At 64.9% G+C, this 19215-nt stretch carries 19 protein-coding genes; 9 read left to right on the top strand and 10 right to left on the bottom strand.

Going from position 1 to position 19215, the window contains the following annotated elements; genetic code table 11:
• The 6 genes from EN874_RS26160 to EN874_RS26135 all read right to left on the bottom strand — a co-directional run bounded on the left by EN874_RS26160 (position 1) and on the right by EN874_RS26135 (position 5379).
• Positions 1-504, bottom strand: a complete 504-nt coding sequence (locus tag EN874_RS26160; protein ID WP_245513677.1) for a hypothetical protein — start codon at positions 502-504, stop codon at positions 1-3.
• Positions 505-629: 125 nt separating this feature from the next.
• On the bottom strand, positions 630-1007 hold the full coding sequence (locus EN874_RS26155; protein WP_127427837.1) for a VOC family protein: 378 nt from the start codon (positions 1005-1007) through the stop codon (positions 630-632).
• Between the two features lie 110 nt (positions 1008-1117).
• The gene (locus EN874_RS26150; RefSeq protein ID WP_127427838.1) at positions 1118-1327 is read right to left on the bottom strand and encodes a hypothetical protein; all 210 of its coding nucleotides are present in this window, start codon (positions 1325-1327) and stop codon (positions 1118-1120) included.
• Positions 1328-1613: 286 nt separating this feature from the next.
• Positions 1614-3902, bottom strand: a complete 2289-nt coding sequence (locus tag EN874_RS26145; RefSeq protein ID WP_127427839.1) for a xanthine dehydrogenase family protein molybdopterin-binding subunit — start codon at positions 3900-3902, stop codon at positions 1614-1616.
• Positions 3899-4882: a xanthine dehydrogenase family protein subunit M gene (locus EN874_RS26140; RefSeq protein ID WP_127427840.1), complete on the bottom strand. Its 984-nt coding sequence runs from the start codon at positions 4880-4882 to the stop codon at positions 3899-3901. The genes EN874_RS26145 and EN874_RS26140 overlap by 4 nt, the downstream gene beginning before the upstream one ends.
• A complete protein-coding gene (locus EN874_RS26135; RefSeq protein ID WP_127427841.1) occupies positions 4879-5379 on the bottom strand; it encodes a (2Fe-2S)-binding protein in 501 nt (166 codons plus the stop codon). Before EN874_RS26135 ends, EN874_RS26140 begins: the two co-directional genes overlap by 4 nt.
• A gap of 470 nt (positions 5380-5849) precedes the next feature.
• Between EN874_RS26135 and EN874_RS26125 the strand changes: the two genes are divergently transcribed.
• On the top strand, positions 5850-6461 hold the full coding sequence (locus EN874_RS26125; RefSeq protein ID WP_127427918.1) for a TetR/AcrR family transcriptional regulator: 612 nt from the start codon (positions 5850-5852) through the stop codon (positions 6459-6461).
• A 36-nt stretch (positions 6462-6497) separates the two neighbouring features.
• On the opposite strand, the gene EN874_RS26120 is transcribed toward EN874_RS26125, so the two are convergent.
• Genes EN874_RS26120 through EN874_RS26110 form a run of 3 tightly spaced genes read right to left on the bottom strand, consistent with a single transcriptional unit; the run spans position 6498 to position 11528 of the window.
• Positions 6498-6878, bottom strand: a complete 381-nt coding sequence (locus EN874_RS26120) for a response regulator (protein ID WP_127427843.1) — start codon at positions 6876-6878, stop codon at positions 6498-6500.
• Positions 6875-10486 carry a CheR family methyltransferase gene (locus tag EN874_RS26115; RefSeq protein ID WP_127427844.1) on the bottom strand — a complete coding sequence of 1204 codons (3612 nt, stop codon included), beginning with the start codon at positions 10484-10486 and terminating at the stop codon, positions 6875-6877. The genes EN874_RS26120 and EN874_RS26115 overlap by 4 nt, the downstream gene beginning before the upstream one ends.
• Positions 10440-11528 carry a chemotaxis protein CheB gene (locus EN874_RS26110; RefSeq protein WP_127427845.1) on the bottom strand — a complete coding sequence of 363 codons (1089 nt, stop codon included), beginning with the start codon at positions 11526-11528 and terminating at the stop codon, positions 10440-10442. Before EN874_RS26110 ends, EN874_RS26115 begins: the two co-directional genes overlap by 47 nt.
• Positions 11529-11672: 144 nt before the next feature.
• Here EN874_RS26110 and EN874_RS26105 point away from each other — a divergent pair, with 144 nt between their 5' ends.
• From EN874_RS26105 to EN874_RS26080, 6 genes are all read left to right on the top strand, one after another.
• Positions 11673-12500 carry an aldo/keto reductase gene (locus EN874_RS26105; protein WP_127427846.1) on the top strand — a complete coding sequence of 276 codons (828 nt, stop codon included), beginning with the start codon at positions 11673-11675 and terminating at the stop codon, positions 12498-12500.
• A gap of 76 nt (positions 12501-12576) precedes the next feature.
• Positions 12577-13575, top strand: a complete 999-nt coding sequence (locus tag EN874_RS26100) for a LacI family DNA-binding transcriptional regulator (protein WP_127427847.1) — start codon at positions 12577-12579, stop codon at positions 13573-13575.
• 216 nt (positions 13576-13791) lie between these two features.
• Positions 13792-14583, top strand: coding sequence for a 3-methyl-2-oxobutanoate hydroxymethyltransferase (locus EN874_RS26095; RefSeq protein WP_127427848.1), 792 nt, complete (start codon positions 13792-13794; stop codon positions 14581-14583).
• Positions 14584-14591: 8 nt separating this feature from the next.
• The gene (locus EN874_RS26090; protein WP_127427849.1) at positions 14592-15599 is read left to right on the top strand and encodes a sterol desaturase family protein; all 1008 of its coding nucleotides are present in this window, start codon (positions 14592-14594) and stop codon (positions 15597-15599) included.
• A 117-nt stretch (positions 15600-15716) separates the two neighbouring features.
• Positions 15717-16688 (top strand): sugar ABC transporter substrate-binding protein, encoded by a 972-nt coding sequence (locus EN874_RS26085; RefSeq protein WP_127427850.1) that lies wholly within the window; start codon positions 15717-15719, stop codon positions 16686-16688.
• Positions 16689-16753: 65 nt separating this feature from the next.
• Positions 16754-17068, top strand: coding sequence for a MocE family 2Fe-2S type ferredoxin (locus EN874_RS26080; protein WP_127427851.1), 315 nt, complete (start codon positions 16754-16756; stop codon positions 17066-17068).
• Positions 17069-17075: 7 nt separating this feature from the next.
• Here EN874_RS26080 and EN874_RS26075 read toward each other — a convergent pair whose 3' ends face one another.
• Positions 17076-17375: a hypothetical protein gene (locus EN874_RS26075; protein ID WP_126084676.1), complete on the bottom strand. Its 300-nt coding sequence runs from the start codon at positions 17373-17375 to the stop codon at positions 17076-17078.
• 186 nt (positions 17376-17561) lie between these two features.
• Here EN874_RS26075 and EN874_RS26070 point away from each other — a divergent pair, with 186 nt between their 5' ends.
• Positions 17562-18461 carry a VOC family protein gene (locus tag EN874_RS26070; RefSeq protein WP_127427852.1) on the top strand — a complete coding sequence of 300 codons (900 nt, stop codon included), beginning with the start codon at positions 17562-17564 and terminating at the stop codon, positions 18459-18461.
• A 46-nt stretch (positions 18462-18507) separates the two neighbouring features.
• Positions 18508-19113 carry a sulfotransferase family protein gene (locus EN874_RS26065; protein ID WP_127427853.1) on the top strand — a complete coding sequence of 202 codons (606 nt, stop codon included), beginning with the start codon at positions 18508-18510 and terminating at the stop codon, positions 19111-19113.
• Positions 19114-19215: the final 102 nt, after the last annotated feature.

Below are 19215 nucleotides of genomic sequence, written 5' to 3'. Positions count from 1 at the left end.
TCAATCCGCTTCGTCGCCCGAGCCCTTGCCGCACGCGGCCAGCACCTTGCCGATCGCCGCGCTCGATCCCGTCAGCGGGAAGCTCGCCGCGCCATATTTGGCGGCGCCGATCGTCACCTCGCCTTTTCCCCGCAGAAGGGCGAGCAGCGGGTCGGCGGGGCCGGAAAGCTCGGCCGTGAAGTAGTTGTACATCGCTTCAAGGTCGAGCTTCCGCGTCACGCTCTTGCCGCCGGCCTTGAAGGTGAAGGAGGCGTTGAGGCCGGGCTCGAGTTGCCCGCCCGCGGCGCCGAGATCGTAGCTCAGCACCGGCTTGGCAAAGCAAGTCACCATCAGATTCGCATCGCCCTTCGGCCCGCCGCAGACCGAAGCCGTCATCACGCTGCCGCCTTCGTCCTCCTCCATCTTGGCGGACCAGCCGCAGGATGTGGCGTGGGCGGGGAGGGTGGCCAGAAAGGCGGCGGGGAGGAAAAGTGCAAGGACGAGTATTGCCGGGATGCGCTGCATGGTTCCCTCTCCAGGTGGTGGTCCCGGAACATACAAAACAAAAGCTCCGGTGGCAGCACGCAATAGCTGTCTCGGCGCGCCGGCGCGGCACCGGTCTCTCGCCCGCCGTCACCTGGATATTGCGCTCACTGGGCCGGTTGGAACAGTTCCACCAGATTACCGGAAGGATCGACCAGCAGGATCTGTGAGCCGCCTGGACCCTTCACGATTTCATTGCGGAAATTGAGGCCCGCCGTCTTCAGCCGGGCTACCTCCGCCGCAAGGTCCTCGACGATCAGGTGAATGCGGTTCCAGCCTCCGGGACCCGGCCGCTCGCCATCCGGCATTGGCCGGCCCGCCGAACTGGTCGGACCGCTGAGCAGCAGCCGAAGCGCTCCCCGCGTGACGTCCGCGAAGGCCGGCGCATGGTTCGAAGGCTGCTTGAAGCCCAGGTGCTGCGTGTACCAGGCCACGGCGTCGTCGACGTCGTCGACCATGTATCGGACATTTACAGTCGCGGACATCGTCTTGCCTCGCTGATCTCATCCAGGAAAAGTGCGTAACGGTTTCCCCGTTCGGAAAAAAGATAAAGCGGCTCGCCGTTTCCGTGGAGCGGTGAAACGCTCCAGCCGGGCTATCGCCAGGCTGCCTCGTTCTTGTGCTCATAATCCCGGAACGCTTTGATCAGGCCGCCCAGGACCTCCGCCGACGTTTCGAACATTGCCTTGAGCTGGGGCTCATCCACCTTTGTGATGTCTTCCCGGAGGTGGTCTTGGATCTCCTGGAATGCTTTCTGCATTTTCTGCGTGTGGTGCCGCGGATCGCGGTCGGCTGCGCTTGCCATTGTCCATCTCCATTTCGCGTAGTGCTCCTTTGCAAACGTGGGCGATGGAGGGCGGGTTTCGGGCGCCGTCGCCGGAACTGACAATCTCCCCCCTTGCGGGGGAGACGTCCGGCAGGACAGAGGGGGGTGTGAAGGAACGCAGACCTTCGAGGATCAACACTCTCTAGCGCAGTCGCTGAGGTAGTACCGGGGATCGGCTGAGATGATGGCGGGACAGCACCCCCCTCTGCCTTGCCAGGCATCTCCCCCACAAGGGGGGAGATTAAGCGCTCCGCCGACCGCCCCCTCAGATCAACTTCTCCAGTGTTATCGGCAGATCCCGCACCCGCTTCCCCGTCGCGTGGAACACTGCGTTGGCGATCGCCGGCGCCACGCCGACGATGCCGAGCTCGCCCACGCCCTTGCCGCCGAGCGCCGAGGAATGCGGGTCGGGGATGCCGACCGAGATGGTCTGGATGTCCGGAATGTCGGCGTTGGTCGGCAGCATGTAGTCGGCGAAATTGCCGTTGACGATGCGGCCGTGGCGGCGGTCGACGATGCCTTCCTCCAAGAGCGCCTGGCCGATGCCCATGATGATGCCGCCCTTCCACTGGCTTTCCGCCAGCTTCGGATTGTAGAGCCGGCCGGAATCCAGCGCCGACACCACGCGCGAGACGCGCACCGTGCCGAAATCTTCATCGACCCGCACCTCGACGAAATGCGCGCACCAGGAATGGCGCGAATAGTCGCCCTCGGTGTGGGGGATCGCCATGGCGATGGTGGTGTAGTTCTTGTAGCGCTCCTCCGGCGTCGTGGTCGCCGGCAAGGTGTCGCCCTTGGCTTCGATCCGCTCGCGGCCAATGGCGCCCATGAAGTCCGAGATCGACAGCTCCGGCCCTTCGCCGCGCGGCGAGGCGATGCGGCCGTCTCGCACTTGAAGCGTGTTCGCCTGCAGCTTCTGGAAGGGCGAGCGCGGGTCGGAGAGCGCGAGCCCGATCAGCTCGTCCAGCGCCTGGCCGGCCGCCTTGTGGACGGCGCCGGTCATGACGCCGGCCAGCCGCGAGCCGCCGGTGACGCCGGCCCGGGCAAGAAGCGAGTCGCCGAGCTTCACCGACACCTGCTCCACCGGCACGCCGAGCGTCTCGGCCGCGGTCTGCGCCAGGATCGTGTAGGTGCCCTGGCCCATGTCGATGGAGGAGCTTTCGACCTCGACCGACCCGTCGGCCAAAATCTTCACCACCGCCTCGCCATGGGCGCGCCGCACCGGATAGGTGCCGGCCGCCACGCCCCAGCCGATCACCTGATGGCCGTCGCGCATCGAGCGCGGTGCTGGCGAACGCTTCGCCCAGCCGAAGGCTTCCGCGCCGATGGCAAAGGCCTCGCGCAATTGCCTGGTCGACCAAGCCTTCTTCGCATGCGGGTCCTGCTCGGCATAGTTGATCAGCCGCATCTCCAGCGGATCCAGCCCAAGTTCATAGGCAAGCTCGTCGATGGCGCATTCGATGCCGAAGGCGCTCGGGTTCTCGCCCGGCGCACGCTTGGCGCCCGGCACGACCGTGTTCACCCGCACGACATTCTGCTTCGAGGAGAAGTTGGGCGTGGCGTACATGATCGAGGTGACAGAGCCGAGCGGCTCGACCCACATGCCGTCGACGGCCGTCTCGTTGACGCCGCGATGCACGATCGACTGGATGCGGCCCTCGCGGTCGGCGCCGATCGCCACCGTCTGGCGGGTGGCGGCACGGCCGCCATAGGAAGTGAAATTCTGCGGGCGGTTGAGCACCAGCTTCACCGGACGTCCGAGCATCTTCGCCGCTGCCGCCGCCACCGCGCTGTGCGCCAAGGCCAGTGCCTTGGAGCCGAAGCCGCCGCCGATATAGGGCGAGACCAGCCGCACATTCTCGAACGGCACGCCGAACCATTCGGCATAGGTGCGCGCCATGCCGTCGACCCACTGGCTCGGCTCCCAGATGGTGAGCGCGTCGCCTTCCCAGTGCGCGATCAGCCCATGCGGCTCCATTGCCGCCTGGAACTCGCGCTGCGTGTTGTAGGCCACGCAGACGCGCACCGGCGCTTCTGCAAAGGCAGCTTCGGCGTCGCCCCATTCCTTGGTCATCGCGTCGATCGGGATGCCGTCGGTGCCGTCGCTCAGATCGACGATGGCCGGCGTCTCGTCATAGCTGACCTTGACGAGTGCCGCCGCCGCCACGGCCTGCTCGAAAGTCTCGGCGACCACGGCGGCTATGTGCTGGCCGGAAAAGGTGACCTCGCGAGCCAGGGGGTTATAGGTCGGCTGCGATGGCGGGTTGCCAAGCCAGTCCGACGCAGCTTTCAGCTCCATGATGGTGTCGGGGGTCAGCACGGCAAGCACGCCCGGCGCGGTTTCCGCCGCGCGTGTGTCGATGGCCGCCACCTTGCCAGCGGCAATGGTCGCGCTGACCAGCACGGCATGCGTCAGCCCGTCGATCTGCTGTTCGAACGCGTAATGCGCGGCGCCGGTGATCTTGGCCGGTCCGTCGACGCGCGACAGCCGTCCGCCGACCGCTTCAAGGCGCGCGCTGTCCGACGCTGCGTGTTTCATGTCATGAACGGTCATGCCGTCTCTCCCAATTCGAGGATGGCTCTAGCGACAACGCGCGGCGCCAATGCGATCTTGTAGTGGTTGGCGCCATGGTCGACGGCGCCCTCCATTGCGAGTTCGCTCGCCTTGCGCACGATCTCTTCATCGAGCGGCTTGCCTTTCAGCGCCGCCTCGACTTGGCGCGCCCGCCACGGCTTGGTGGCGACGCCGCCGAGCGCGACGCGGATGTCGCGGATGGTGCGGCCGTCGGCTTCGAGTTCCAGTCCGACGGCAGCACTTGCGGCAGCGAATTCGTAGGACTGGCGATCGCGGACCTTCAGATAGGTCGAGCGCCGCGCGGCAGCCGAGCCGGGGATTTCGATTGCCGTGATCACCTCGCCGGGGCGGATGTCATGCTCCTGCTCGGCTGTCGCGCCGGGGGCGAGGAAGAAGTCTTCCACCTTCAACCGCCGCTCGCCGAGATCGACCTCGGCGTCGAAGGCGACGAGCGCGATGGCGAGATCGCCTGGATAGGTGGCGATGCAAGATTCACTCACGCCAAGCACCGCATGGCCGCGCGTCACGCCGCCGATCGCCGAGCAGCCGCTGCCGGGCGACCGCTTGTTGCAGGCCGAGAAGTTGGCGGGGTCGCGAAAATACGGGCAGCGCGTGCGCTGCATCAGGTTGCCGCCGATGGTCGCCATATTGCGCAGCTGCGCCGAGGCCGCCTGCCAGAGCGCTTCCGAGACGGCCGGAAACAAGCTCTTCACCTTGGCATGGTCGGCGACGTGGCTCATCTTCGCCAGCGCGCCGATCACGGCGCGGTCGGCGCTGACGTCGATGGCGTCGAGCCCCTTGATATGGCTGATGTCGATGACGGTGGCGGGTTCCGCGACGCCGCATTTGGCGAGGTCTATTAGCGTCGTGCCGCCGGCGAGCAGCATGGCGCCGGGAAGTGCGGCGGCGTTGCGCGCGGCCTCGACACTGTCGGCGCGCAGGTAGGAAAAATCTCTCATGAACGAAGCTCCTGTGCTGCCTGGCGAACGGCGGCGACGATGTGCGGATAGGCGCCGCAGCGGCAGAGATTGCCGGCCATGTATTCGCGGATCTCCTCGTCGGAGCCGGCATGACCCTCGCGGATGCAGGCCACCGCCGACATGATCTGTCCCGGCGTGCAATAGCCGCACTGGAAGGCGTCCTGCTCGAGGAAGGCGGCTTGCACGGCATGCAGCGTGCCGTCCTCGCCGGCGAGCCCCTCGATGGTGGTGATCGAGCGGCCTTCGACCTGCGCCGCCAGTGTCAGGCAGGCAAGCACCCGCTCGCCGTCGACATGCACGGTGCAGGCGCCGCACTGGCCCTGGTCGCAGCCCTTCTTGGTGCCGGTGAGATGAATCCGCTCACGCAGCGCGTCGAGCAGCGTGACGCGCGGCTCGATATCGAGCGCGTGTTCGCGGCCGTTGATGGTGAGTTGGATCGAAAGGGTGGTGGGACTGACGGTGGCTTGGTCATTCATAGGGCGTCGGGCTCCGATTGCTGGACGCTAGGCGGATGGAAATGGGGCTTGGGAGGAGAGGGGCAAGGGTGGTGATTGTGGAGAGGCGACCTCCGTTCGTCATCCTCGGGCTTGACCCGAGGATCCATGCCGTGACGGTCGCCGAGGAATGCGGCGGATCAGAATTCTGCGCCGCTGCTGCGCTCGCAGGGAACGGCATGGATCCTAGGGTCTGCGCCGCGTCGCTTCGCTCCTTGCTTCGCCCTAGGATGACGACCTCGCGAGCGAACTCGCCAACCGCAGACGTCGCGAAAGGCGCCGCCGCCCTTCTCCAGCGGACAGGGTAAGCTTTCCGTTCTCGAACACGTGACATACCGCTTCCCCTGATTATATGATAAGACAACTCCACTAAAGCGGAGGCGCCTCCGTTTATCTACGTGGGGGCTGACCCGCATGGGTTCAAGCCCCATATTGCGAGAGTGGAGAAAAAACTGTCCGAACAGACGCCAGAGATTGCCGACAAGCGGGAAGCGCCGGCACAGAAGCCGTTGCGCGCCGATGCGCAGCGCAACCGCGACAAGCTGGTCGAGGTGGCGGCGCAGGCGTTCTCGACTGACGGCGTCGACGCCTCGTTGGAGGAGATCGCGAAGCGGGCAGGGGTCGGCATCGGCACCCTCTATCGGCATTTCCCGACGCGCGAGCATCTGGTCGAAGTGGTCTACCGCCGCGAGGTGGAAGGGCTATGCCATGCGGCCGAGGAACTCGCCCGCGATCATCCGGCCGATGTCGCGCTGGAGTTCTGGATGCAGCGCTTCGTCGACTACATCGCCACCAAGCGCGGCCTGGCCACAAGCCTGCGGGTCCTGCTGACGACCAACTCGACGCTCTTCTCCGACACCTCCGGCCGCGTCTCGGCGGCGATGAGGCGCCTGATCGAGGCCGCCGCCGCCTCTGGGAAAATCCGCGCCGATGTCGACGCCTCCGACGTGATGCATGCGCTCGGGGGCATCTACTCCGCCCCCAACACGCCTGATTGGCGCGAGCGGTCGGGACGGCTGGTGAAGCTGTTGATGGACGGGTTGAGGTTCGGGGCGAGAGGGTGAGCTCCCCTTCTTCCTTGTGGGAGAAGGAAGGGCTGCTCAATGCTTGTGGTTGCCGAAGCGCGCGACCGCCTCGATCAGCACCCTGGTGTCGACGGGCTTCGACAGTCTCGGCGAATCCTGGAACTGATCGGGAAAGACCGTGGCGCTGTCATAGCCGGTGAGGAAAACAAAAGGGATGTCGCGTGAGGCGAGATGCTCGGCGATCGGAAAACTGCGTTCGCCCTGCAGGTTGACGTCGAGAACCGCCCCGTCCAGCTCGACGCCGTCGATCTGCTCGAGTGCCTGTTGGACGGAAGGCGCGGGTCCGACGACATCGCAGCCCGCGTCGGTCAGTTCGTCGGAGAGATCGAGCGCAACCAGGAAAGCGTCCTCGACGACGAGGATCCGCATGCCGGACAATGGAGCGCTCTTGTTCATTCGTCGCTAAGCCAGTTGCTGACGTTGCCGGACAGCAGGGCTGCCTTCCGGGGGGGGGAAGGAATCTCAAGCAGGCACTCCAAGCCGGTAGGCTTGAAGTTCAACACGACGCTCCCTCCCAACTCGTACTCTAAACTCTGCTGGATGAAAGTGGTTCCAAAATTCCTGCGCGACGGTTCCGTGACGGACGGACCGCCGACTTCCCTCCATTTGATCGACAATACGCCCGGCTTTGCGAAGCCCCAGGAGACTTCGACACGGCCGGTGTCGACGGAAAGCGCTCCATATTTGGCGGCGTTGCTGGCCAGCTCGAAGAAGACCATGCCGAGCGTCGCCGCCGTCGCGGCGTCGAGATGGAGTGGTCGTCCGTGGATAGCGAGGGCGTTGCGTTCCGCGCCGCTGTAGGGAGAAAATGTCGCCCTGAGCAGCTGCTCGAGGTCGGCGTCGCCCCAGTTGTAGGATGACAGCACCTCGTGCGTGCGCGCCATGGCGTGCAGTCGCTCGTGGAACGAGGTCGAGAACTCGCCCATCGAGCTTGACGAGCGGATCATGCGCGCGGCCAGCGCGGTGATCGTGGCGAGGATGTTCTTCACCCGGTGCTGCAACTCGTGCAGCAGCCTCTCCTGGGCGCGCTCGGCCTCCTTGTGGTTCGATATGTCGACCAAGGCCGCGATCGCGCCTCGAACTCTGCCGGATTCGTCGAACAGGGGATTGGCCGACATCATCACGTCGATGCTCGAGCCGTCGGCCTGCGCGATCCGGGCCTCGTAGCCGGGGACGGCCCTGCCGGTACGCATCGCCTTCTGCAGGGGCTGGTCGCCCGCTTCCACCGCGGCGCCGTTGATCATCAGCGGCAGTTCGGCCGGCACCGTGGTCAGCTTGCCGTCAGCGGCGCGCCGGCCGGCGAGTTCGGCCGCGCGACGATTGGCGCGGATGGCATCGCCGTTACCGTCCTCGGCGATGAAGATGCCCACCGGGACCAGGTCCAGAACAGTTTCCAGGCTCTCGAGCCGGTTGCGCAGGTCGTGCGACAGCGCGCCGATCTTTTCCTCGGCTCGCGCGATCTGGGTAACATCGACGAAGGTGACGACGATGCCGGCGATGAGATTGTCGACTGTGCGGTAGGGCAGCACGCGCATGATGTAGCGCTTGCCGCTTTCGCTGCCTTCGATCTGCCGCTCGATGTTGCCCAACCGCTGCAGCACCTGTTCCATGTCGGCCTGCAGCCCATCGGCGGCAAAGCGCGGGCGCACATGCGCCAGCGGCCGGCCGACGTCGCTTTCGACCAGCCTGAACAGGTCGCGCGCCGTCGGCGTGAAGCTCTTGATGCAGAGGTCGCGGTCGAGGAACACGGTGGCGATCTGCGTGCTTTCGAGCAGGTTCGCCATGTCGTTGTTGGCGCGGCTGAGCTCGTCCACACGGATGTTGAGCTCGGCATTGACGGTCTGCAATTCCTCGTTGATCGATTGCAGCTCTTCCTTGGAGGTTTCAAGCTCCTCGTTTGACGATTGCAGTTCCTCGTTGATCGAGGACAGTTCCTCGTTCGAGGATTTCAGCTCTTCGTTGGAGGATTCAAGTTCCTCCGTCGTGATCTGCAACCTCTCCCTGGTTTCCCTGAGCTCCTTTTCGAGCTGACTGACATTGGCGCTTTCGACGTCGTCGGTCGTGTGGACGGGCTGGTCCTCGGCTTCCGGCTTGATGCCGCCGATGTCGCGGAAGACCAGCATGTACAGCGGATCGGACGAGCCGTCGGGCGGCAGCGGCTGCACGGCCAGGCTGATCGTCTGGCGCCCGCCATTGGTGCCGATGCTTATCTTGTTCTGAACCGCCACCTGTGCGGTACTGACCGCCTTGTGGAGCGCCGCCCTCAGGTCCATGCGAAGCCCGCGCCGCGCCATGGAAAAGACGTTGTGGTCGGGAGCGCCGGCGGCGAGCTCCAGATATTTGCCTGTACCTCCCGAGCTATGCATCACTTCGCCGTCGGCGTTGACGACGACATAGGCCGGCGCATAGCGTTCGACGAGGACCCGTTCCGCAACCTCCCGCAGGGTCGCCGACGTCGCCCCCCGGCGCGCGACCGGGGGCGCCTGCCTGGCCGCGGCCGCCAACGGAAACTCCGGCAGCCGCTGCATGGCGATCCCGCTGCGCTTCTGGAAGATGCGGCTCGCCTTGTCGATGGTCGAGAACAGGCGAGCGTGGCGCGTGACGTTCTCCGAGGAACCTAGGAAGAGATAGCCGCTGCTGCGCAGCGCGTAGTGGAAGATCGGGACGATCTTTTCCTGTAGTTCCGGTCCCATATAGATCAAGAGGTTCCGGCAGGCGATCAGGTCGAGCTTGGAAAACGGCGGATCGCGCAGCAGATTGTGCGCCGAGAACAGGCAGGTCTCCCGCAGATCGGAGGCGACACGGTAGGTGCCGTCCTCACGCGAGAAGAACTCCTTGAGCCGCTTGGGTGTCACATCGGTCGCGATCGTGGCCGGATAGCGGCCGGCGCGAGCCACTTCCAGGGCGCGCTCGTCGATGTCGGTGGCGAAGATCTGCAGGTTTGGCGATGCCGCACCCCTTGGCGCGCTCTCCTTCAGGAGCATGGCGATCGAATAGGCTTCCTCGCCGGTGGCGCAGCCCGGCACCCATACCCTGATCGTCTCGTCCGGCTTGCGGTCCTCGAAAAGCTTGGGGATAACGAAGCGTTCGAGCGCTTCGAAGGCTTGCGGATCGCGGAAGAAGCTGGTCACGCCGATCAAAAGATCCTGGAACAGAAGGTCGACCTGCTGCGGCTCCTCGCGCAGCCGCTCGTAGAAGGTGGTTGGATCGTCGATCTGCAGCACCTGCATGCGGCGCTGGATGCGCCGCAGAATGGTGTTGTCCTTGTAACCGCTGAAATCGTGGCCGGTGCGCACACGAAGCAGCGCCGCGATGCGCGAAAGTTGCTCGGCCACTTCCCGCTTGCGGCGGTCGCTCTCGTTTTCCGCGCGTTTGGCGTGGCTGAAATAGCCAACCAGCTTGGTGGCCATTTCTTGTGCCGGAAGCACCATGTCGACGAGGCCGCTCTGGACGGCGCTGCGCATCATGCCGTCATATTCGGCGCTTTCCTGGGCCAGCGTCAGGCCGCCGCGTTCCTTGATTGCCCTGAGCCCGATGGTGCCGTCGCTGCCCGTTCCGGAAAGAATGATGCCTGCCGCATTCTCCGACTGCTCCAGCGCGAGGGACGTGAAGAAATCATCAATGGGCGTCCGTCTGGCGCGCGTGGCTGCCATCTTGGCCAGGTGGAAACGGTGGTTCTCGATGGTTACCGAGGCCGCCGGAGGGATGACGTAGATGTGGTTCGGCTCGATTTCCAAACCTTCGGCGGCCGTTTTCGTCTCGATCTCGGTGCAGCGCTGGATGATGCTTGCCAGCACGCTTTCATGCTCGGCGTCGAGATGCTGGATCACCACATAGGCAAAGCCGCTGTCGGCCGGAACTTCCGGAAAAAATGTCTGCAGCGCCGCAATACCACCGGCAGACGCGCCGATGCCAATGATCGGAAAAGACGCTGGCTGTTTCCCGGCGTCGCGTGAACTAGCCCTTGCTTTCCTTGTGCTTGCTTTCCTTGTCGACCGAGCCATTGCCTGTTACCTGAACCCGCCTGCTTTCGAGGATGCTCTCGATGAGAGCCGCATCCGCCTCGTATTCCTTGGCTCGCCTGCCGAATTCGGCGGCGAGTTTGGAGCGATCCCTCGTTCGCTCCCGCTCGGCCACGCGCCGGGCAAACTCCGCCCGCTGCTGATGCGACCGCAGCAGGCTCCACAAGATCTCGTCCGCCTCGATCGCCTGCGCCTCCATCACCGCGTCGGCGCTGAAGGCGTGCCCGGTATGGCACCGATAGCGCAGCATGTCACCGTCTTCGATCTCCCACAGCGGCCCGTGGCATTCCGGGCATGTAAACACCGACAATTCGCCAAGTCGATCTTCTTCTTTCATGGTCGAATGCTCCTGTGCGGCGACGGCCGCTTCCAGCCTCACACCCGGCGGCGGCGCGAAGGTTTCGCCGGCCGGCTCGGCGGCCAGCTTCGCCAGCAACTTGCCGATCTTCGCCGCCGGCAGGCAATGGTCGATCTCGACGTAGTGCAGCGCGCTTTCCACCATAGCCGGCACCGGCGCGTCCTTCGGGTGCTGGATGACCGCAAGTCCGCCGACGGCCTTGATGGCCCTCAAGCCGGCGGTGCCGTCGGAAAGCGAGCCTGACAGCAGCACGCCGATGACGCTCGCGCCGTAGCTCAGCGCCGCCGAGCGGAACAGCGGGTCGATGGCCGGCCGGGCGAGGTTTTCGCGCGGTCCGCGCCGCAGCATCATGTGATCGCCATGAAGCAGAAGATGGAAGCCGGGCGGCGCCACGTAAATGTTGCCGGTTTTGAAGGTCGCGCCGTTCTTGGCCACCGAGGTATCGAGCACTGCAGTGCGACTGAGGATTTCCGCCAGGTAGCTGACCTGGCCGACATGGAGCACGACGAACACAGCCGCCGGCAGATCGGCGGGCAGGTCGCTCACGATCCGCCTCAGCGGTTCGACTCCGCCCGCCGACGCGCCGATGACGATGATGAAGCGGTTCAGCGCCTGTGCTCGCGGCGAGCTTGTCCCAAGTGAAACACGGTTTCGAACGTCGGCCATGGCATCCGTGGGTTGCGCCCCACCCTCAATCATAAAATCGGCCAAGGGGGGACTAGGTTCCATGGCGCGCGCGTCATCGACTCGCATTCGTGAACGCGCAGCCTAGATAGAGCGGGGCAAAACACCGTGCAGAAGGACATCCGCATGCCAGGACAGCTGACATTGAACGACGGCTCAACCATTCCCCAGATCGGACTTGGCGTGTGGCAGGTCGATCCGGATGTCACGTCACAAGTCGTGCGCTGGGGGATCGAGGCCGGCTATCGCCTGATCGACACCGCCGAGGGCTACCGCAACGAGGAAGGCGTGGGCGAGGCGATCCGCGCCGCCGGCGTGCCGCGGTCGGAACTGTTCATCACCTCGAAGCTGCGCAACGGCGGCCACCAGCGCGATGCGGCGCTTCGCGCCTTCGACGACACGATGCAGAAGCTCGGCATCGACCAGATCGACCTGTTCCTCATCCACTGGCCGGTGCCCAGCCAGAACAAATATGTCGAGGCCTGGAAGACGCTGGTCGAGCTCAAGCAAGCCGGCCGCATCAAGTCGGTAGGGGTGTCGAACTTCAACCAGGATCATCTGGAGCGCATCATCGGTGAAACCGGCGTGACTCCCGTCGTCAACCAGATCGAATTGCACCCGCGCTTCCAGCAGCGGGACAAGCGCGACTTCCACAAGAAGCACAACATCCATATCGAGAGCTGGAGCCCGCTGGGCAGCGGCCGGCTGCTCGCCGACCCGACGCTTGCAGCGATCGCGAAGAAGCACGGCAGGTCGGTGGCGCAGGTCATCATCCGCTGGCACCTGCAGGAGGGGCTGATCGTCATCCCGAAATCGATCCGCCAGGACCGCATCGCCGGTAATTTCGACGTCGGTTTCGAGCTGGACAGCGAGGACATGCAGACCATCCGCGGGATGGATTCGAGCGACGGCCGCACCGGGCCTGATCCGGCCGCGGCGGCGTTCTTGTTCTGAGGATGAAGCTCCCCTTCTCCCACCAGGCGAGAAGGGTTAGGGTCCGCGCGTCGCCCGCCGTCCAGGAGCCCCGCCCATTCCAAAGCCCACCTTCCTCGAAATCGCGCGCCGCGCCGGGGTCGGCACGGCGACCGTCGAGCGTGTTTTGAACGGCAGGGGCGGGGTGCGTCCGGAGACCGTCGAGAAGGTGGTGGCGGCCGCACGCACGCTCGACTATCCGCGCCGGCTGCCGGAGGCGCATCGTGGCGTTATCCGCATCGAGGTGATCCTGGTCAGGCCTGACGCGACGTTCTTCGCCAGGCTTTCCCGCGCGTTCGAGTGCATCGCTGCAACGCTCGACCGCACGATTGCCGTCCACCGCACCTTCCTCGACGAGGCCAATCCGGCGGCGATAGCGAAGCGCATCCTCGAGCCGGAGATGCGGCGCGCCGCTCTCATCCTCGCCGTGCCCGACCATCCGCTGGTCAGCGCGGCGCTCAGAAAACTCGAGGCGGAAAATATCCCGACGGTGCAGATCGTCACCCAGATCTCCGGCACCACGAGCACCTACGTTGGCATCGACAATTACGCCGCCGGCCGCATGGCCGGGCTGTTGATGGCACGCATGCAGAGACGGCCGGGCAAGGTGGTCGCGATCTGCCACAGCCAGATCTACCGCGTCCACCGCGACCGCGTGCGCGGCTTCTTCGACCATCTGATCGAGGGGGCCGAGGACTTCGAGCCGACCGCGGCGCTGTTTGGCTTCGACGACGGCGACCGCAACGCCGAGCAGCTTCACGAAGCGCTGAAGCGCTGGCCGGACCTTGCCGGCCTCTACAATGCCGGCGGCGCCAACACCGCGTTGAACGAGGTGCTGCGCAAGCACGGTCGCGACATCTTCTTTGTTGGCCATGAACTGACCGAGCGCAGCACGCGGGCCTTGCGCGACGGCACGATGGACGTCGTGCTCGACCAGGCGCCGGAGGCGCAGGCACGCCGCGCCGTCGACCTGGTGCTGGCAGGGCTCAACCTGCACGACCTGCCGGTCGACAACCCGCCGATCCGCTTCGTCACCTTCACCGCCGAGAATCTCTGATCTGATTTGATCAAGGAACCGCGAGCCTTTGCCGCGAGCGCGGTGCTAACTCGCCGGTGACCGGGAGACGATCGGCGCAGGCATTCTCCCCCTCATCCGGCCGCCGCGCAGCACCGGCGCCGGCGGCATCCTCTTCTCTCGGGAAGAGGTGGCAATCCGGGTGAGGGGGAGCTTTTCCAACCGCCATCGATCCGCCCGCGAACGGGAGGAACATCGGTGACGAGACGGCTGACGGCCTACGACCTGCAGAGCGCCAAGGGCAGCCGCAAATGGCTGCAACTGCATGTCGACACGCCGGTCGAGGCCGCCGCAGCGGTCGCCTGCGGCATCGCCATCCTCTCCTGCGAGCCCGACCACAATCTCGAAGCCATCCGCGAGGCGGCACCTCACGCCTTCCTCTCCGTCGGCATGCCGCATGGGGCCGTCGCCTCGCCCGAGGAGGCGGTGCGGCTGGGCTTCGCCATGATGAAGCGCGGCGCCGATGCGGTCTATTCATCGCATTCGCCGCGCTTCATCGAGGCGATGGCGGCCGAGGGCATCCCGGTCACCGGCCATGTCGGCCTGGTGCCAAACCGTGCCACCTGGACGAATTTCCGTGCCGTTGGTCGCACCGCCGAGGAAGCCTTCAAGGTTCTGCGCGCTGCAAAGGATCTTGAAAATGCGGGCGCGGCCTGCATCGAGGTCGAGGTGGTACCGGTAAGGCTCGCCGAGCACATCACCCGCTCGACGCCGCTGATCACCATGGGCATGGGCTGCGGCAGCGCCTGCGACACGCAGTATCTCTTCTCCTGCGACGTGCTTGGCACCCATGCCGGCCACTATCCGCGCCACGCCAAGCACTATGCCGATTTCGTCACGCTTGAAGCAGAGCTGCAGGAAAAGCGCATCGCGGCTTTCCGCGCCTTCGGCCGCGACGTCGCCGAAGGCGCCTATCCGGAAGCGAAGCACCAGGTGGACATGGACGATGCCGCCTACGATCGCTTCCTCACCCTCGCACAATCCTTGTGAGATCAGCCATGGACGATCTTCGATACGGCACGCGCAACGAAAGGGGCGACTGGGCTCCGATCGAACCGGCCGGCACCGCGCCGCTTTTCGTCTTTCCGCCGCGCCCGCTGGCGGTGCTGAAATGGCTGCCGGGTTATTTCCTGCCCTACAACCTGCTGTTCGCGCTTTCGGCGGTGGCGTGGTGGCGCTTCGTGCTGCCCGACGTCGAGGTGATGAAGACGCTCTCCGTTGGCTGGTTCCTGCGTCTCTTCATCGTCAACTGCGCGGCGCTGCTCGTCTTCTTCGGCCTCTTCGAGCTTCGACTCTACATTTTGAGAGCCCAGGGCAACCGCTTCAAATACAACGGTAAATGGCCTTCGGACCAGAAGAGCAAGGCCTTTTTCTTCGAGAACCAGAACATCGACAACATGCTGCGCACCTTCGGCACCGGCATGCCGATCTGGACCGCGATCGAGGTGGCGATCCTCTATGCCTACGCCAATGGCTACGTGCCGTGGCTGACCTTCGCCGCGCATCCGGTCTACCTGTTCTGCCTGGCGCTGGTGGTGCCGATCATCCACGAGACGCACTTCTTCCTGCTGCACCGCGCCATCCACTGGGCCCCGCTCTACAAATGGGTGCATTCGGTGCACCACAATTCGGTCAATCCGTCGCCCTGGTCGTCGTTGTCGATGCATCCGGTGGAGCAGCTCGGCTATCTCGGCGTCGCCCTCTGGCACCTGATCATTCCGTCCAACCCGCTCATGGCGCTCTATCAGCTCCACTATGCCGGCTTCGGCGCCATTCCAGGCCATGTCGGTTTCGACAAAGTCGAACTGACCGAGGACAGAGCCGTCGATAGCCACGCCTACATCCACTACCTCCACCACAAATATTTCGAGGTGAACTACGGCGACGGCCTGATCCCCTTCGACCGCTGGTTCGGCACCTTTCACGACGGCAGCAAGGAAGGCGAGGACCGCATGCAGGCTCGCTACGAGAAGAAGAAGGCGCGCGCCAACGCCGCCGCCAAATGACGCCCGAATAGACAGCCAAATGGGTCGGCGTGAGCCGCCCGTCCACCTGAGCCATCCCGAAAGGGCCGGAGACAAAAGCAGGGTGAACCGGCGCCCATCCGCAAAGGGAGGAAATCCGTGAAGAAACTTCTCATCTCGACGGTTTTGGTCGCTCTGTGGTCGACGGCATTTGCCGCGACTCTGTCGATGCCGGCAACCGCCTTCGCCGCCAAACTCGGCGTCTCGATCGTCAATTTCGACAACAATTTCCAGACGCTTCTGATGCACGGCATGCAGGACCGCGCCAAGGAAAAGGGTGTCGACATCCAGGTCGAGGACGCGCAGAACGACGTCGCCAAGCAGCTCGACCAGGTCAAGAACTTCATCGCCAGCGGCGTCGACGCCATCATCGTCACGCTGGTCGACACCAACGCCTCCAAGACCATCAGCGAGGAAGCGGCCAAGGCCGGCATTCCGCTGGTCTTCGTCAACCTCGAGCCGGTCGACATGGCGAAGTTGCCGGAAAAGCAGGTTTATGTCGGCTCGAACGAGGTCGAGTCCGGCACGCTGGAAGCCTTCGAGGTGTGCAAGATGCTGCGCGCCAAGGGGAGGTCCGCCGGCGCCACGGCCTACATCGTCATGGGCAGCCTGGTGCACCAGGCGGCGCTGCAGCGCACCAAGGATGTCGAGCAGGTCTTTTCGACCGACATGTGCAGCTTCATCAAGGTCACCGACAAGCAGTCGTCGGAATGGTCGCGCGACAATGCGCAGAACCTGATGACCAACTGGCTGACCGCCGGTCCGGCGCCCGACGCCGTCATCGCCAACAACGACGAATCCGCCATCGGCGCCATCCTGGCGCTGAAGGCCAATGGCGTCGACATGAAGAACGTCGTGGTCGGCGGCATCGACGCCACGCAGGATGGCCTGCAGGCGATGAAGGCCGGCGAGCTCTCGGTGACGGTGTTCCAGAACGCCAAGGGGCAGGGCGGCGGCGGGGTGGATGCGGCGCTTGCTTTAGCCAAGGGCGAGAAGGTCGACCGCGTCGTCTACGTGCCCTTCGAGCTGGTGACGCCGGCCAACGCGGCGGAGTACCTCGGCAAGAACTGATCGCAGGGCTGGGCCTCCGGGGCAATCCCGCAGGCCCGCCGCAATCGAACTTAGAGGTAGGAAAAATGACCGGCTGGATCAGGGCCTGCGGCCTCGACGACATCGAACTGGAAGGCGCCCGCCGCTTCGACCACGGCGGCAGGACCTATGCCGTCTTCCGGTCGCCGGACGACGAGGTGTTCTGCACCGACGGACTCTGCACGCATGAGGCGGTGCACATTGCCGACGGCCTGGTCATGGATTACGAGGTCGAATGCCCAAAACATTCCGGCGCATTCGACTACCGCACTGGAGCGGCAAAACGCGTGCCGCCGTGTATAAATCTGCGGACCTATCCGGCGAAGGTGGAGGCGGGGGAAGTGATGGTGGAGGTGGGGTGAGGCGCGCCTAAATCCCCTCGCCATCCACCAGCGGCACATCCTCGCCCTCCCAGGGGCTCGGCATCGATCCCCGCCCTGCCGACGGCAGCGGCATCCAGCATCTCAGCTCCGGCTCGGCATATTCGACCACGCGTCCGGGCGAAGAGTCCGACGCACGCCAACCTTCCGCGCCGAACTGGTCGGCGCGCGACCAGTAGGCCATGTCGACCTCGGCCGGTCCCTGCTCGGACGAGCGCACCGTGACCAGGATGCGGCTGCCGTCCCGCGGCGCGCTCGCCATGTTGCGCCAGTGGTCGGTCTCGTCCATGGGAAATCCTCCTGACTGAGCAATTCAGGGAAAACCGGGCGGCGGTTTCTCATTCGGAATTGCGTAAAACAAACTGCCTTTTGACAATAGTCGCCGCCCGCCGGGAAGGGGTCAACCCGAACTTGGCGCAAGACAGAAATATCGTTCAGAGCTAATATGTTCCCGACCGCAATCGGATAGACGACGATGGACGAAGGATTGCTGTCTCAAGCCACCCGCCTCGGGCCGGTCCATCTCAAGGTGACCGATATCCCGGCGGCTTTGATCGTCTGGCGCGATACCCTTGGACTCGAACCGATGGGCGAGAACGACGCGACCGCGGAGCTAGGCGCCGGCGGCAGGACGCTGATCGTGCTCCATGCCGGAGCGCAGACGCCGCTGCCGCAGAAATCGCGCGATCTCTTCCACGTCGCCATCCATGTGACGACGCGGCGCGACCTCGCCCACGCGGCCGCCCGCCTTAAGGCATCGGGCCTGAGATACAGCGCCCAGGACCATCTGATCTCGGAATCGCTCTACGTTTCCGACCCGTCCGGCAACGGCATCGAGATCTGCTTCGACACGCCGGAGCGCTTCCTTCGCCGGGAGGTATCGGCCGATGGCCGCGTGACGCTGATCGCCACCGACGGCAGCGCGCATTCCGGGCTCGAGGCGCTGGACGTCCCGGGCCTGCTGCGCGACCTCGGCAATTCCGGCCACGTCGAGCAGAGGATCGCCGAGGACGCCTTCATCGGCCACATCCACATGCGCGCCCGCGCGCCGGAGGAACTGATGAAATTCTATGTCGGCGTGCTCGGCTTCCGCCCGCACATCCAGTCGAGGACCTTCGGCATGTTCGACTGCGGCACCGGACGCCGGCCCCATATGGTAGCCTTCAATATCTGGGCGCGCGAGGAGCTGCGCGAGCCGCCGCCGCGTGCGGCCGGCCTCGACTGTTTCACGGTCGAGCTCGCGTCGGCGGAGGAGCTTGCGGCGGTGGCGCTGAGGCTCGCCGCCGCCGGCGCGCCGTCGAAAAACATCGGTGGTGCCGTCGAGACCGCCGATCCGGAGGGCAATCTCTTGCGGATAGTGGTTCAGGAAGGTTGATCGCGCCGCAGCGGACCCATCGGGGAGGACAGAGGGAGGAGGGGAAATGTCGATCAAGGTAGTAGGGACCGGCTTTGGCCGAACCGGCACGGATTCGATGCGCGAGGCGCTGACGATGCTCGGCTTCGGGCCGTGTCATCACATGTCGGAGGTGATGGCACATGACGAGCAGAAGCGGCTTTGGCGGGCGCTCGCCAAGGGCGCCGCGCCGGATTGGGATCGTCTCTTCGCCGGTTACAAATCCTGCGTCGACTGGCCGTCAGCGCATTACTGGCGCGAGCTGATCGCAGCCTACCCGCACGCGCGCGTCATCCTCACCTGGCGCTCGCCGGAAAGCTGGTGGGAGAGTTTCGCAAAGACCATCCTGCCGGCCATCGCCGACAGCCAGGATCAGGAGTCGCTGGGCATTTCGCTGGTCTCAAGAAAGGTCTTCGGCGGGCGGGCGGATGATCGCGCGCACGCGATCGCTACCTACGAGGCCAATGTCGAGGCGGTGCTCGACACCGTGCCGGCCGAGCGCCTGCTGGTCCACAAGCTCGGCGACGGCTGGGAACCGCTCTGCGCCCATCTCGGTGTCCCGGTGCCGGCCGAGCCCTATCCGAACCGCAACACCACGAAGGAGTTCCGCACGGCGCTGAAGATAGGGGAGTAGGGGAGTAGTGAATGGTGAATGGAAAATAGAAATCAAAGTGCGCGGCATGCGTACAGCCTAATCTCACTACTCACTACTCACTATTACCATTCACCATTCACC

It is taken from the genome of Mesorhizobium sp. M1D.F.Ca.ET.231.01.1.1 (genome assembly GCF_003999155.2).
In the GTDB taxonomy this organism is placed as follows: domain Bacteria; phylum Pseudomonadota; class Alphaproteobacteria; order Rhizobiales; family Rhizobiaceae; genus Mesorhizobium.
The sequence above is the reverse complement of the archived record's forward strand: the minus strand, read 5'-3'. Positions and strand labels throughout refer to the sequence as shown.

Bases quoted from the DNA above. Each gene is read 5' to 3' on its own strand.
- EN874_RS26160 (WP_245513677.1), bottom strand. From the start codon at position 504: ATGCAGCGCATCCCGGCAATACTCGTCCTTGCACTTTTCCTCCCCGCC.
- EN874_RS26155 (WP_127427837.1), bottom strand. From the start codon at position 1,007: ATGTCCGCGACTGTAAATGTCCGATACATGGTCGACGACGTCGACGAC.
- EN874_RS26150 (WP_127427838.1), bottom strand. From the start codon at position 1,327: ATGGCAAGCGCAGCCGACCGCGATCCGCGGCACCACACGCAGAAAATG.
- EN874_RS26145 (WP_127427839.1), bottom strand. From the start codon at position 3,902: ATGACCGTTCATGACATGAAACACGCAGCGTCGGACAGCGCGCGCCTT.
- EN874_RS26140 (WP_127427840.1), bottom strand. From the start codon at position 4,882: ATGAGAGATTTTTCCTACCTGCGCGCCGACAGTGTCGAGGCCGCGCGC.
- EN874_RS26135 (WP_127427841.1), bottom strand. From the start codon at position 5,379: ATGAATGACCAAGCCACCGTCAGTCCCACCACCCTTTCGATCCAACTC.
- EN874_RS26120 (WP_127427843.1), bottom strand. From the start codon at position 6,878: ATGAACAAGAGCGCTCCATTGTCCGGCATGCGGATCCTCGTCGTCGAG.
- EN874_RS26115 (WP_127427844.1), bottom strand. From the start codon at position 10,486: ATGGCTCGGTCGACAAGGAAAGCAAGCACAAGGAAAGCAAGGGCTAGT.
- EN874_RS26110 (WP_127427845.1), bottom strand. From the start codon at position 11,528: ATGGCCGACGTTCGAAACCGTGTTTCACTTGGGACAAGCTCGCCGCGA.
- EN874_RS26105 (WP_127427846.1), top strand. From the start codon at position 11,673: ATGCCAGGACAGCTGACATTGAACGACGGCTCAACCATTCCCCAGATC.
- EN874_RS26090 (WP_127427849.1), top strand. From the start codon at position 14,592: ATGGACGATCTTCGATACGGCACGCGCAACGAAAGGGGCGACTGGGCT.
- EN874_RS26080 (WP_127427851.1), top strand. From the start codon at position 16,754: ATGACCGGCTGGATCAGGGCCTGCGGCCTCGACGACATCGAACTGGAA.
- EN874_RS26075 (WP_126084676.1), bottom strand. From the start codon at position 17,375: ATGGACGAGACCGACCACTGGCGCAACATGGCGAGCGCGCCGCGGGAC.
- EN874_RS26070 (WP_127427852.1), top strand. From the start codon at position 17,562: ATGGACGAAGGATTGCTGTCTCAAGCCACCCGCCTCGGGCCGGTCCAT.
- EN874_RS26065 (WP_127427853.1), top strand. From the start codon at position 18,508: ATGTCGATCAAGGTAGTAGGGACCGGCTTTGGCCGAACCGGCACGGAT.